The sequence below is a fragment of the Spirosoma litoris genome (genome assembly GCF_054776755.1).
Genome location: NZ_BAAHBI010000020.1, coordinates 294400 through 309490, shown reverse-complemented (window position 1 = coordinate 309490; position 15091 = coordinate 294400). Strand labels below are relative to the sequence as shown.

The following is a 15091-nucleotide window of genomic DNA, read 5'->3' as shown; positions in this document are numbered from 1 at the left end:
TTAACAGATAAACATACAAAAGCATCGGGATCGCAACAGTACCGTTTACTAAGAGCCTTGCTATATTATCGTTACCAGCTATTGGGTATCCTTATTCTAAAAAACACATCCGTCAGAATAGGCATAAACGAGCCTCTCCTTGTGTCATTAATGACTTTTTAACATCAAGCAACCTTAAAAGCCTCATCTTCGCACTACTGTTTATAACAAGAATAAATAAAATAAAGCCTACATGATCTCTGTCCTAATTGCTGATAATCAGTCATTGACACGAGAGGGTTTGGTTAACATCCTATCTACTACGCAAGATATACATGTTACAGGCCAGGCGACTACCTCGCCGGAGCTTATGCAACTCATTGCTGATCTGAACCCGGATGTCATCCTGATCGATACCCATTATGATGCTCATTTTAGTATCGATACATTAAAAAACAGCCCGGAAGCCTCCGTCTTAAAGAAGGTTTTGGTGGTATCGAACCGCCATTCCAGAGCTGAACTTCTCCAGGCAATCAATCAGGGGCTCAGGAATCATATTTCCAAAGAATGTAATCCAGAAGAGATCATTAGAGCCGTTCACGCCACCGCGAAAGGCAATAAATTCCTCTGTACCAAGACTGTAGAGCTGCTTTTTGATAATCAGCCAATTCTTCACCAAACCGAAGAAGGCCCCGCTTTATCAGCCCGTGAAACGGAAATCGTCAATTTGATCGCAGACGGTAAGACAAACAAAGAAATCGCGGAGAAACTCTTTTTGAGCATCCATACCATAAAAACACATCGGAAGAACATCATCAAAAAGATGGGCTTCACGTTCAAAAATGCATCCGAACTAGTACTGACAATCAGCACATTAAATGATATATCTTATTTAGACCTATTATAAATATACCCCCTCGGGGGTATTGATAGCCCTTAGTGCGAACTCTACTTTTGTGCTCGAAATAATTGTCTACATATCCAAAGTCATAATGAAGCGATCACTTCTAGCACTCAGCGCTTTTTCTGCCGTTCTATTACTTGCCGTAAGTTGCAAGGAAGACAATCCCACTACAGTTGATGCAGTTCCGGTATATACAGTACCAACCACCTATAATTTTACCAATGTCGATTATTCGGAATCAACCACTCGTTTGGGCATGGTTACTGAAATGTCGAACCTGATGAAGAGTGCACTTACAGGTACGCTGGATGGAGACAAATTGAAAAACATGTTTACCAATACCAGTTCACCGTTCTCAACTTCATTAACCTATAATACGTCAGGCTTGCAACTAAAAGATCAGTGCTATTCGCTGTTACAAACGGATGTCAATCGATTTATCGACAGTCTGGTAGCGGTTAGCAAAACAGGCAAACCCGCTAGCCGGGGTGTTGCCGGTGTAGGAGTTAGTTCGGCCAATGCAGCATCGAAATATGCGTTGACCGCAACGGGTGTCAACTATGCGCAGGTGTTTAACAAAACCATGATGGGCGGACTGATCTGTTATCAGATCGCGAATAATTATATGCCTGCGGCCATCAATAATTCGCTCGATAATGCGACCGTAACAACCGGTAAAGGAACAGCGCTGGAACATGCCTGGGACCTGGCGTTTGGCTATTGGGGTGTTCCTATCGACTTTCCGACCAATAAAACGGGGGCTAAATTATGGGGCAGCTACACAACTCAGGTCGATTCGGGTTACCATGCCAATAAGATATTCATGGATGCTTTCCTAAAAGGTCGGGCTGCGATCAGCAATAAGGACACCAAAACGTATCAGGCGCAGGCTACCATCATTTTAGAGGCTTTTGAACGAGTAGTCGGAGCAGCCGCACTTCAGGAAGTGAAAGAAGTGAAAGAGTCGATCAGTGATAACATCGTGAGAAACAGCCGCCTTTCAGAATGCTATGGGTTTGTGTACTCGTTGAAATACAACCCAAAGCGCAAAATCACCGATGCCCAAATCGACGCTATACTGGCTTTATTTCCTAAAAATTTCTACGACCTGACGCTGACAGATGTCAACAATATCAGAGATGCCATTGCCAAGCAATATGACTTTGATTCAGTAAAAGACATACTGTAAGCATTCTATTGATTCTTTAGATTCTGTGATTTTGTGGATTCTCAATAGCCTCTAAAGAATCAATAAAATCCACAGAATCAATAGAATCTAAACTTGACTAAACCATCCATGCCAGACGGGTGTGGATGGTTTTCTACCATAAAAACAACCTGAAATGCGTACATTCATTCTTATAGCCTTAGCCGCGACCGGACTCATTATCGGAGCCCAGTCCTGTTCGAAATCAAGTGATGACCAGACGCCGGTCGCCACTTCATTTGACCGGAAGGCTATGCTAACCAATCTGAGTACCAACCTGATTCTTCCGGCTTATACCGCCTTTCAGACAACAGTCACCAATCTGGATGCGGCTGTCACGGCCTTTAACGCCAGCCCCGACGCGGCTAAACTAACAGCTTTACAGACAGCCTTTCAGGCCGCTTATAAACAGTGGCAGGCAACATCGGCCTTTGGTTTTGGACCAGCCGATCAGGCAAACTTGCGGGTCAACACAAACACCTACCCTACCGATGTTGCTCAGATCAATAGCAATATTAGTTCGGGAACTTACAACCCGGTGTTGTTAGCCAACCTGGCCGCAAAGGGACTTCCGGCACTCGATTATTTGCTGTTTGGTGTAGGAGCTGATAACAACGCCATCCTCGTACAATATACTACTGACAGCAAAGCGGCCAATCGGAAAGCCTATCTGGCAGCCTTATCTGCCGAACTAAAAACGAATATTACAACCGTGGTAAACGCCTGGAATTCGGGCTATACCGCTACGTTTCTCAATGCAACCGGTACGGATGTTGGCAGCTCTACAGGCCAGCTAGTCAATCAGTTAGATTACGATTTCGACGTATTCAAAAATTACGAGGTTGGTATTCCAGCGGGTATACAATCGATGGGCGTTACCTACCCCGAAAAGGTGCAGGGGTATTATTCAAAAATGTCGGTCCAACTAGCTTTGCTACATCTACAGGCGTTTCAGAATATTTACCTGGGTAAAAGCGCACAGGGAGATGGGTTGGGATTCGACGATTATTTGACACAGATAGGGGCTAAATCAAGCACTGGTGGCTCGCTGAATGATGTAATCAAGGCGCAGTTTGCCACAGCTACGGCTAAGTTGCAAACCTTGTCTGATCCGTTATCCGATGCCATCAAAACGAACCCAACCTCTGTTACTACTACCTATACCGAATTACAAAAGCTACTCGTGTTGCTCAAAACAGATATGACCTCCTCATTAGGCATTCTGATAACCTACGGCGATAACGACGGCGATTAAGGTTATGTCCGACTCCCTGAAGGAGAGAATGCGCTCCTTTTTTATTGGGCATCAGCACATTGCTCCCCTGGCCGTCTTCAGGATCGCCTTCGGGAGCATTATGCTATTGAGCACCATTCGTTTTGTGCTGAAGGGCTGGGTGTATGCTTTCTATGTCAAACCGAAGTTTCATTTCACGTTTTACGGGTTCGAAAGCGTACAGCCACTCGGCGAAACAGGCATGTATTGTCTGTTCGGGCTGCTCATCGTTTCGTCACTTTTGATTGCCCTGGGTTTGTTTTATCGGGTGGCTATCCTGACGTTTTTCCTGTGCTTTATGTACGTAGAACTCATTGATAAGACTACCTATCTCAACCATTACTACTTCATCAGCATCATTGCGTTTCTGTTGATACTGGTTCCTGCCAATCGGTATTTTTCGGTTGATGTTTTCCGTAAGCCCCTGCTTACCGTTACGCAGGTTCCTGCCTGGACAGTCTCCATTTTTAAGCTCCAGCTGCTGCTGGTCTATTTTTTTGCGGGACTATCCAAACTCAATTATGACTGGCTGATGGCCGCTCTTCCGCTCAGAATATGGTTGCCGGCCAATAGTCACTTACCCATTATCGGCCCCTGGCTAACGCAACTATGGGTGGCGTATGCTTTTAGCTGGTTCGGGGCTTTGTTCGATCTGGGCGTAGGCTTTTTTCTGTTATGGGATAAAACCCGAAAACCAGCTTATGCCTTTGTTGTCCTTTTCCATCTGGCTACGGGTTTGCTCTTTAAAATAGGCGTGTTTCCGTACATCATGATTGCCGTAACGCCGATTTTCTTTTCGGTTGATACTCACTTACGAATCATTACTTTCCTGCGGAAACTACTCTTAGCACCGAAACCTCAGTCGAAGGCAATCCAACGTATCTATCATCTTTCGGATAGGCAGCAAAACCTGGTTTGGGCCGTGTTGGGGCTGCATTTTACGATTCAACTACTACTTCCTTTCCGTTTTCTATTATATCCGGGAAAACTATACTGGACCGAAGAAGGCTATCGATTCTCGTGGCGAGTCATGCTCATGGAAAAAGGCGGAACGGCTTTTTTCCACGTAAAAGATCCCGCAACCGGGCGGCAATCCGAAATCGTTAACGCACAGTATCTGACTCCTTTGCAGGAAACGATGATGGCTACACAGCCCGATATGATTCTGCAATACGCTCATTTTCTGGCTAAAGAGTATGAGCAAAAAGGAATCAAAAATCCAATTGTAACGGCCGAAAGCTACGTAACGCTCAATGGCAGCGGCAGCCGTCTTTATATTGACAGTACGATTAATCTGGCGACAGAACAGGAAACTTTTGGCCACAAAGCCTGGATTCTGCCTTTTCGCCAATAAGCAGCATGAACAAAAACGGTATACTACTTTTCCTGATTCTAACGATAACCTCACCCGTACTGGCCCAAACCTTCACGGTGAAGGGGTACGTAAAAACAGCTTTAGGCGAAGGCATTCCCAATGCCTCCCTTGTATTAACCAACACCGACTATGCTACGGTTTGTGATTCATCAGGCAGCTACCGCTTAAAAAAAATAAAACCTGGCGATTACACGCTTGAAGTGTCGGCGGTTGGATATAAGTCGGCAGCCCGTACGCTCAAACTCACTAACAATCAGACCATTAATCTAACATTAGAAGAATCTATTCAGCAATTGACAAGTGTTGAAGTGAGGGCTGAAAAAAGTAAAACGTTCGGCATCACTCGCCTAAATGCGATAGAAGGAACCACTATCAATGCGGGTAAAAAAAGTGAGGTAATCGTACTGGACGATATTACGGCCAATAAAGCGACTAACAACAGTAGGCAGATTTATGCCAAAGTCGCCGGGCTCAACATCTGGGAAAACGACGGGGCTGGCATTCAGTTAGGCATCGGCGGACGGGGCCTTAATCCCAACCGGGTAACCAACTTCAACACCCGTCAGAATGGTTATGACATCAGCGCCGACGCTCTGGGATACCCAGAAAGTTACTATTCGCCACCCGCCGAATTAACCGACCGGATTGAAATACTGCGGGGCGCTTCTTCTCTACAATACGGAACGCAATTCGGGGGGCTTATCAACTTCAAACTGAAAGAAGGCCCGCTCAATAAACCCATTGAAGTAATATCGCGGGCAACTGCGGGATCGTGGGGATTTTTTAACACGACTAACAGCATTGGCGGCACCGTTAAAAAGCTGCAATATTACACCTTCTTCCAACATAAATCAGGCAACGGCTGGCGACCTAACTCGGAGTTTAACGTGAACACCGCTTACGCATCCGCCACCTATGCCTTCACGAACAAGCTGTCGCTTACGGTTCAGTATACCTACATGAACTACCTCGCTCACCAGCCCGGAGGTTTGACGGATGCGCAGTTTGCTATTGATCCGCACCAATCCGTTCGGGCACGGAACTGGTTTAACGTCAACTGGAATCTGGGAGCTGCCATACTGGATTATCAGATCAGCGACCGCCTGAAGTTTAACTCCCGCTTTTTTGGTCTGGCTGCTGGTCGGTTTGCACTGGGCAATCTGGATTATATCAACCGCTTAGATCCGGGTCTGTCCCGCGATTTGTACAAGGATAATTATAATAATTATGGCAACGAAAGCCGATTGTTATACACCTACAAGTTAAATGGTAACCCACAGAATCTGTTGGTCGGACTGCGGTATTATCGGGGTAATACGGATCGATCACAGGGGCTTGGCAATAGCAATTCGACCGGCACTCCTGCCGACTTCATGTTCGTCAATCTGGCCGATTATGCCTACTCGCAGTATACATTTCCAAACTACAATCTGGCGTTGTTTGCGGAACACATCCTGCGGGTCAACTCCAAGCTAAGCATCATTCCCGGCATTCGATTTGAAAATATTACCACGAAAGCGGACGGTTTCTATTCGGTGATCAATAAAGATCAGGCGGGTAATGTGATTTTCAATCAGCGGATCGAGGAACATAAAAACAATGTCCGGCATTTTCTGATCGGTGGTATCGGTCTGAGTTATTTCCAGAATCAGGCGCTTCAGGTTTACGCCAACATTTCACAGAATTACCGGGCCATTAATTTCAACGATATCCGTTCCGTAAACCCCAATATTCAGGTCGATCCAAACCTACAGGACGAACGGGGCTATTCGGCCGATATTGGCGTACGCGGCAACTTGTCTGGCACTCTAAATTACGATGTGAGTTTATTCACGATCAACTATGCCAACCGAATCGGGACGGTGCAAAAGTCGGACCCCGTAACGTTTAATATTTATCGCTATCGGACCAATGTTTCCCAATCCAGAAGTCTCGGCCTGGAGTCGTTCGCCGAACTGGAACTGTTGCATTTCATCGACAAACAAAACAGTCGCACCAGGCTTTCGGTATTTACCAATCTCGCCCTGATCAACGCCCGTTACATTAACAGCGACGAACCGGCCTACCGCGACAAAAAAGTGGAACTGGCACCCGATGTGATTTTCAAAACGGGCTTATCTTTTCAGCACAAACGCCTGTCCGCTACCTATCAGCTCGCTTACACCAGCAACCAGTTTACTGATGCCACCAACGCCGTCTTTCTGGCCAATGCCATTGATGGACTTGTTCCGGCCTATACCGTCATGGACCTGTCGGGACAATACAAACTGAGCAAAGTTTTCATGCTACAAGGCTCGATTAACAACCTGGCGAACGCCCGCTATTTCACCCGCCGTGCCGATAGTTATCCTGGCCCCGGTATCATCCCTGCCGATGCCCGCAGCTTTTTCCTGACAGTGCAGGTCAAGCTCTAATTCCCAGCTTTAGCTAGTACTTGTCCAATTTAGATTCTAGAGATTCTCGGGTTCGCCCGCGCGGTTGATTCTAATTGATAGTCTAGGCATTGATTATTGATTATTAGCAAAATAGATTCTAGGGGATTCTATTTTGCCAAAGCACTAGCTCCATCGCTCGACGAGCCGCATTAGCTCAAAAGTGCTAGTAATTGACTCATTTGAGATAATGCCTTTCCCAAAACCACCCGACCTTTGACCTGTTCAAAAACGAAACACAAACACAAATACAATAAGGTCATGAAAACGCTCATCAAACCCCTGCTTGTTGCTTTCACCCTGGTGATCACCACTGCCTATACTACGTTCGCTCAAGCTCCTGCCAACGCTCAACCAAGCCCTGCTTTCCAAAGTGGCATCTATACCAATAAGGCGGGCAAATTGCAGATCGCTCTGGATAAACAAACGGGTCATGCTATCCAGATTCGGTTGGCCGATGGCACTGGGCAACTGTTCTTTGTGAAACGAGTGGGTAAACAAGAAACCGCTGTTCGCTTACAGCTCGATATGAGTGACTTACCTGACGGAGCTTATCAATTGAGCATCACCGACGGCAAGCAAACCACTCAACACACGGTAACGCTGGGAACCCCGAAACCCCAGGATATCAGCCGATTGGTAGCCATCAACTAATAGCGCTCTATCTGATCTATTCGCCATACCCTTAATCAACATGCGTCCTCCCGAATTTTGTTAGAAGCTTCTCAAAATTCGGGAGGACGCATGTTGATCAATTCAGATGTAAAGCACTTGAGTACTATTGCTCTTTAGTGCCATTTCAATGCGTTAATATTTCCCCCAATCTTAACTCCTTCAACTAAACCTACTTCGTTGTCGTAACGGGTATGAATACCGCCCATTAACCGGGATTCAGCACATTCCTGAGCCGCGTCCCAAAATGATTTATAGTGCCGGGATTTATACTTCAGTTTGTTGGTATACGAGTTAAAATAAGCGGTATAATCCGCCTGCGTTGGTTTGTCAGGTAGTTCATGGCGATACGTATATACGAGATCGGGGCGAGTGACGTGGGTATCATCCGTGAAGGGAAAACTAGTACCGTATAGCGCTGTCAGCACAGTAGCAGTAGCCGCCGACTGAACAGCATGACCGGAATAGAACGACGGAAAAGGTGGCTCTAGAAAGAACGGTAACCATTGAGGCCACCATTGGCCATTTTTGCCATTCGGACGAAGTATGTTCTGGGCGTATGATGAGGGGCGCTCCACATTGTAAGCAAATTTCACTTTCCAGCAGATAATGAAAGCATCGGCCACTGCCATCCCAATTCGGGCATAGGTTTCAGCGGCTTTCACCAGATCAGCAGAACTGTTCCAAATCGCAATGCTACCCAAATTATACGAGTGGCCAGGAGGAGAGCAGGTTTCAGTAGGGTCATCGCCCCACCACATCACAATTGCCCGATCGGCCTCAGTAAGCGTTCGATTACGATCAACTACTTCTTTATAGTGTTTGTAATACAAACTGGTTGTATCGGTCGAATATTCCAGGGGCTTTGGCATCGGCAATTCCTGATTTCGGCGAGAGAATGTCCGATTCTGGCCCCAGGTTGGATGCATGGGAATTTTTGTATTCGATTGTCCAATGGCAGGTGGTACCCACAATCCCTCTCCATTTGGTCGCACAAAATCTGCGGGAAAATTGCGTAAATAGCCTTCGTGCCCGCCATCATTTTTTGCCCACTGGTAAATTTTAGCAGCAATGGCTTTCCCATATTTTTCAGACCGCTCAACAACATCCAGACTAAACTGAGCTGCATATCGGTCATGAATTTCCTGCTCTAGGGAGTCGATTGGTTGCGTTTTTTCGGTATAGGCATAAAACGCTTTGAGCATATAAGCCTGACCGGCGTTGAGCGCCAATTCCCAACAATACGCTTTTTTCGGATCAACTTTAGGCAAGGCGAGTGTGTCGACTAGTTGACGAATGATTGATCGATTTTTGGGCGCTGAATGGACAACGGTTTCGTACATAGTCAGCCCCAGATACCCAATCGCCCGAGACCCATAAGTAGGTGTATTCTTCGGCGCTCTGGTCATGACTCGCACCGTCATGTCAGCCCAGGTAGTAGCCACTGAAGAGGAGGTCGCGCCTGTATTAATTGATTGAGCCTGAGTAATAGACACATAACTACATACTAGACAAACTTGAAATATACAAATTTGAATAAATTGTTTCATGAGATGGCTCCGTTGTTACTAACTAATTTGTAGGCAGACAAAAATCCTGCCAGATTGGGAATAAATTAACATTTATACAAGGATCACAACTGGCCAGACCTTCAGGAGAACAGAGCGATAGTTCAATAAACTCAAGCAATACCGACAAATTACGACTCGCTATACAAAGGCAGCTCGAAGCTTCATTGATGTTTATTCTATCCGTCTGGTACTTTTACTAATTAGACTTAAAAGTTATATTTTGTAAATTTTCTAATTAGATTCAGTAAGCATTGCTCATTTTGATAGCTAATGAATATCCAATAAATTAGAGGCAATAGGCTATAGAGCAGAGCATATACTTGTGTGTTCAGTAGAAAGCAACGAACCAGCACTTAGCTTTCCCGTTATAGAAGTTGAATACGATTAGCAACCAGAAGAACCTTGACAATCTATCGGTATATATATCATCGATTCGTACGCGATATCGCTTACTGCGTAGTTGCGCTATTGATGGCTTCGACCACCATTCGTGCCCAATCGTACGGATTACATTTTGTAGGACATGAAGAAATCCAAGATAGTCGTACTTCCCTGAATCTTACCCCTGACCATCCGCTGTGTCTTAAGGGCATTGTCGAGGTTTCGTTTGATCTGGCGCTAGTCCCCAATTATCAAACGTACTTTGGCTATATCTTCAGAATTATTCAGGATGACAAGCAAAATCTTGATCTCCTGTACGATCAGAAGTCCAAGAGCTTCAAACTGATTATTGGTGGTCGTCTGGCCCAATCGGTAATTCAAATTGATTCGGTAACGCTGTTTAACAAATGGAATCACTTTACCATCAACTGGGATCTTAACCAGCGATCGTTGCTTGTGTCTGTCAACCATAAAGTGATTAGTAAGGATCATGTACCTTTTAATGAGAGCGGGTGTTTCAAACTGTTTTTTGGCAGCAATGAGTTTGGGCAATTCAAATCGAAAGACTTGCCTCCCATGAACATCAAAGACATTGTTCTGACAGAAAATGGCCAGCGAAAACATTACTGGCCGTTGCAGGAAGTGAATGGCCTAATAGCCAGAGATGAGGTTGGTGGACAGCTAGCTACGGTCAAAAACCCCATCTGGATCAAATCCTTGCATACTGAATGGAAAAAGGCGGATCAGCTTACCTTAAAAGGCAACGCGAGCGTTACTTTTGACCCCATTACCGAAACAGTTTACGTGATTGGTTCCGATAAGCTATATCAATACGCCGTTCCGACGCATCGGACTACTGCACAGCTCCATAAAAACCCTCCCCAAAATCTGTTTCAGGGTAGTCAGGCCATTTATAATCCGTTTACTGGCCGACTCTATAGCTATTTTGTCGATCAAAAGTCCGTATATAGTTGCAACCCAGCCACTAACGACTGGACTGTCGAGACCATTACCCCAAATGCGGTTAAGGTAACGGAATACTGGCACGCGAATAAATTCATTTCCCGATTTGATTCGTCACTGTACATTTTAGGCGGTTATGGCCAGTTAACGTATAAAAACAGTATTCTGCGCTACCATTTTGCCTCCAGAACATGGGATACAATTAGTTCGAACAGCAACGTATATACACCACGTTACCTCGCTGCTTTGGGAACAACTTCTTCGATTGATACGGCTTATATAATAGGAGGCTATGGAAGTCTAACGGGAGAGCAGATGCTTAACCCTAAAAATTCGTACGATTTATTAGAATATCTGGTTAGGCAAAATACCTTCCGAAAGGTCTATGAGTTAACTGTTCCAAAAACGGATTTTGCCTTCGCCAACTCGTTGATGATCGACGCAAAATCGAAGCAGTATTACGGACTTATCTTCCCCAATCAGCAGTTCAAGGCTCAGTTGCAGCTGATTCGAGGGTCTTTAAAGACGCCATCGTACGAAGTGTTGGGAACCCCTATACCTTATTCGTTTCATGATATTCACTCGTACGCTGATTTGTACTACTGTCCAGTCAGCCAAAAACTAATCGCTGTTACATTATATCAGAACGAGGATACCAATACAACGGACGTAAAACTCTATTCGATTTCATTCCCTCCCAATACCCTGACCGTGCAGACACATCAGGAAGAAGCAGCAATTCTCTCCTATTGGTGGCTTGCCTTTGCTATCTTGGCAGTTAGCGGAGCGGTCTTCCTGTATACCCGTCGGAATCGTCGCTTAGAGAGTGCTGAGCTACATGACCTGGAGTCGGCTCCTGTTCAACAACCGCCGTTATTAGTCGATAATTTGACGCAACCAGCTTTACTAATAACCCCGGAAATTCCGTCAACTCGCTCTGACTTGCCAACGGAATCAGCGTTGACATCCAGCATTTTCTTTTTTGGCAACTTTCAGGTACTCGATCACTCGGGTAGCGATATAACCAAATCCTTCACTCCGCTGTTGAAAGAGCTTTTTCTACTGCTGTCGCTTAATAGCTTAGGTAAGCAACGGGGAGTAGCCTCCGAAAAGCTGAATGAAATTCTCTGGCCTGATAAGTCGGGCCGGGAAGCCAGTAATAATCGCTCGGTCAACATTACGAAACTGCGAAATCTGTTAGAGAAAGTGGAATTTTGTTCGCTCTCCAAGGACTCTGGCTACTGGAAAATAGAATTTAATTTTAGCCAGCAACTATATGTTGATTATGAACGATATACGGCCATTATCAATGACAAGACCATTCTGACGAAGCAGGCCATTATTGAGTTAGGGGAGCTTACGAAACGGGGGCCTTTCCTCCAAAATACGGAGTATTACTGGTTAGACGACTTCAAGGCAGATATTTCCAACAAGATTATCAATACGTTCCTAAAGTATGCTAATACGCTAACGATCAGCGAGGAGCCGGAGCTTTTAATCCAGATTACAAATTATATTTTTGATTATGATCCCGTCAATGAAGATGCCATCATTTTAAAATGTAAAGCCCTGTCGTTGATGGGAAAACATACGCTGGCCAAGAACACCTTCGAGCGGTTTATTCGGGACTATAAAACTATTTATGGCGAAGAATACGAACAGCCCTTCTCGGCTATTATTGACTAAGGTCGGTTGAATTCGAGAGACGAGGGTTTACCTATTTCGTATTTTGGCCCATAGGGCCTTAACAGCGCAGTGTCGGTAGAATAAACATGAAGCAGCTAACATCTGTGCCGTCAGGTACAGAACCTGTCGCGTACCTAACGGCACGCAGGTTGTCTTAAGGCAATCTTATACTACCGACGCTATGCTGTTAAGGCCCTACGGGCCAAGATGGACCAACTGCCATACCTCCATTTCACTGTATTTTAATCACGCTTCGACGGGCTACTTCTAAAAATTAAGGTTTTATTAAGATTTTATTAAGGGGCCACACTGTACTTAGTGCCGAATTAATCCAGAAAAATAATGGATTTTTGAAATTATTAACACAGAATAGGCTGAATAGTATTCTTTTCAACCAGGCTAATAAAAGGGCCACAAGTTGATTCTGCTAGGTTAATTCGGAGTTAAAAACTGTATCGATTAGCAGTTAGCAGTAAGTATTAAACCAGCGTTTCTGCTTTTTCTACGTAAAATTCACCTTGTTATGAGTGTGCTAAAGCAACTGACCTCGACAAAAAAAAGTCCAGTGGCGGCTTCGGAGACGCTAGAGCTAGACTCTCTTTTTAAAGAATTTTATGATCGGCTTGTCTACTTTTCAGTACAAATAATATGGGATCAGGCGCAGGCACAGGACATCACGCAGGAAGCATTTATAAAATATTGGCAGGAACGAGAGGCCATATTTCCCAATAAAGTGGCTATCAAAAACTACCTCTACAGTACCGTACGAAATGCCAGCCTGAATGTAATCCGACATAACAAAGTTGTTGACGACTATCGGGAGCACCATGGCCTTCCAGAAATGGAAGAACTGACCATCATGGATGCGATCATCTCCTCCGAGGTCATGGCTGAACTGCATTCAGCCATTGAAGCACTGCCCGCTAATTACCGCACGATCTCCGAGATGAGTTATATGGAAGGCAAAAAGAATCAGGAAATTGCCGATGAATTAAACATGTCGATCAATACCGTTAAGAAGCAAAAACAACGGGCACTTGAATTACTCAGAATGCGGCTTTCACCTGAGGTATTTGCTATCTTAATCACTATCGGCAGTGTCCATATGATGTAATGAACTTGTTTAGGGTTACGCAAAATAGATTTTTTGTCATCTCGAAGGAGAGATCTCAAAATCGCCACCTTGAGACCTCTCCTTCGAGATGACAAAAACTACCGTGATAATGGTTTAGAAAAGGACCTAAAATGAACTACGAAACAGTTTCAACGTCTCGACATTCTTCATTTTTCCCTATCTCGAAAAAAAATAGATTAAAATTTATATTCGCTTTATCCTATTTCCTGGTTTGCGTGTCTCTATGGAGTAAAGCAATGCCATGGAAAATTATAGCCGTTATTTTAGACAGGGTGACTTGATCGCTAAATACCTCAAAGGGGAACTCAGTGATCAGGAGCGGGAAGAGCTGGAGGATTGGATTGCTCAAAGCGATCATAATCGGGCACTGTTTACCAAATTGACCCAGGAAGCGACTATTAATACTGAACTGTCAAAATTCGGTTCGTCTGACAAAGCAGAAGCCTGGGAGAAAATAGTATCTGAGACAGGGTACAATACGTCCGACCGTAGATCGTATATAGGTAAACGTTTACTTCGTTACGCAGCAGCCGCTGTCGTTGTCATTCTGGCAGGGCTACTACTCTATCCTTTCAATCGCCAATCGCAGTCAACCAAACCAGTTGCTCAACAACCAACTGATTTTGCTCCCGGTAGTAGTAAGGCAATTCTGACATTAGCGGATGCCTCTAAAATAATTCTGGATGATGTGGCAGATGGTCAAATTGCCCAACAGGCGGACGTAGTGATCACGAAAACCGCTGATGGACAATTGTTATATGCCAAAAGTTCAGCAGCGACTTCGCCCGAAGCACCTATAACCAAGTCCAGTTATAACACCATTACCACCCCTCGCGGTGGGAAGTTTCGGATCATTCTTCCTGATGGGAGTAAAGTCTGGCTCAATGCGGCTTCATCGCTGAAATATCCCACAAAATTCGTTGGTAACGAGCGAAGCGTGACGCTTATGGGCGAAGCGTATTTCGAAATAATGCCCCTGAAAAATGCCCACAGGCAGGCTATGCCTTTCCGGGTTCGTTCAGCCAGTCAGGTTGTCGAAGTGTTAGGCACACATTTCAACATCAACAGCTATGCCGACGAAAGCAGTGTAAAAACGACTTTGCTGGAAGGCAAAGTGAAGGTTATTAAGACAAGCCCAGATCGGGCAGAAAGTTCAACGGAGATTATCCTTAAACCTGGCGAACAGGCGCAGTTAACTGCCGATGCGAAGCGCAGGCTTAATCTGATTCCGAAAGCTGACCTGGAAGAAGCCGTAGCCTGGAAGAATGGGCAATTTCAGTTTAAAGATACCGACCTCCCTACCATCATGCGCCAGATTTCCCGCTGGTACGATGTGGAAGTTGATTTTCAGGGTAAACTGCCCGATACAAAATTCAGAGGTAAGATTTCGAGGGACGTACCGCTCTCCCAGATTTTTCAGATTCTTCAGTTAAGTGGTATCAACTTTAAAATAGAAGGCAGAAAAATAACCGTAAAATCCTGATCGACAATCGCTAAACCGGGCAAGGCTCGG

At 45.0% G+C, this 15091-nt stretch carries 10 protein-coding genes; 9 read left to right on the top strand and 1 reads right to left on the bottom strand.

Translation table 11 applies throughout. The features are described from left to right. Nucleotides 1-232: 232 nt before the first annotated feature. The 6 genes from ACYVGR_RS13435 to ACYVGR_RS13410 all read left to right on the top strand — a co-directional run bounded on the left by ACYVGR_RS13435 (nt 233) and on the right by ACYVGR_RS13410 (nt 7824). A complete protein-coding gene (locus tag ACYVGR_RS13435; RefSeq protein WP_460957389.1) occupies nt 233-886 on the top strand; it encodes a response regulator transcription factor in 654 nt (217 codons plus the stop codon). An 85-nt stretch (nt 887-971) separates the two neighbouring features. Then, nucleotides 972-2072: a DUF4856 domain-containing protein gene (locus ACYVGR_RS13430; RefSeq protein WP_460957387.1), complete on the top strand. Its 1101-nt coding sequence runs from the start codon at nt 972-974 to the stop codon at nt 2070-2072. 154 nt (nt 2073-2226) lie between these two features. Further along, nucleotides 2227-3345, top strand: a complete 1119-nt coding sequence (locus ACYVGR_RS13425; protein ID WP_460957385.1) for an imelysin family protein — start codon at nt 2227-2229, stop codon at nt 3343-3345. Nucleotides 3346-3349: 4 nt separating this feature from the next. Then, nucleotides 3350-4717 (top strand): HTTM domain-containing protein, encoded by a 1368-nt coding sequence (locus ACYVGR_RS13420; protein WP_460957383.1) that lies wholly within the window; start codon nt 3350-3352, stop codon nt 4715-4717. 5 nt (nt 4718-4722) lie between these two features. Beyond that, the gene (locus ACYVGR_RS13415) at nt 4723-7152 is read left to right on the top strand and encodes a TonB-dependent receptor domain-containing protein (protein WP_460957381.1); all 2430 of its coding nucleotides are present in this window, start codon (nt 4723-4725) and stop codon (nt 7150-7152) included. A 279-nt stretch (nt 7153-7431) separates the two neighbouring features. After that, on the top strand, nt 7432-7824 hold the full coding sequence (locus tag ACYVGR_RS13410; protein WP_460957379.1) for a T9SS type A sorting domain-containing protein: 393 nt from the start codon (nt 7432-7434) through the stop codon (nt 7822-7824). 134 nt (nt 7825-7958) lie between these two features. Here the strand turns inward: ACYVGR_RS13410 and ACYVGR_RS13405 are convergent, their stop codons facing one another. Then, nucleotides 7959-9338 (bottom strand): vanadium-dependent haloperoxidase, encoded by a 1380-nt coding sequence (locus tag ACYVGR_RS13405; RefSeq protein ID WP_460957377.1) that lies wholly within the window; start codon nt 9336-9338, stop codon nt 7959-7961. A 477-nt stretch (nt 9339-9815) separates the two neighbouring features. On the opposite strand from ACYVGR_RS13405, the gene ACYVGR_RS13400 reads away from it, so the two are divergent. The 3 genes from ACYVGR_RS13400 (at nt 9816) to ACYVGR_RS13390 (ending at nt 15061) form a co-directional block, all read left to right on the top strand. After that, nucleotides 9816-12443 (top strand): Kelch repeat-containing protein, encoded by a 2628-nt coding sequence (locus ACYVGR_RS13400; protein ID WP_460957375.1) that lies wholly within the window; start codon nt 9816-9818, stop codon nt 12441-12443. 523 nt (nt 12444-12966) lie between these two features. After that, a complete protein-coding gene (locus ACYVGR_RS13395; protein WP_460957373.1) occupies nt 12967-13557 on the top strand; it encodes an RNA polymerase sigma-70 factor in 591 nt (196 codons plus the stop codon). A gap of 262 nt (nt 13558-13819) precedes the next feature. Then, entirely contained in the window at nt 13820-15061 is a 1242-nt protein-coding gene (locus ACYVGR_RS13390) for a FecR family protein (protein ID WP_460957371.1), read from the top strand. The last annotated feature ends 30 nt before the right edge of the window (nt 15062-15091 follow it).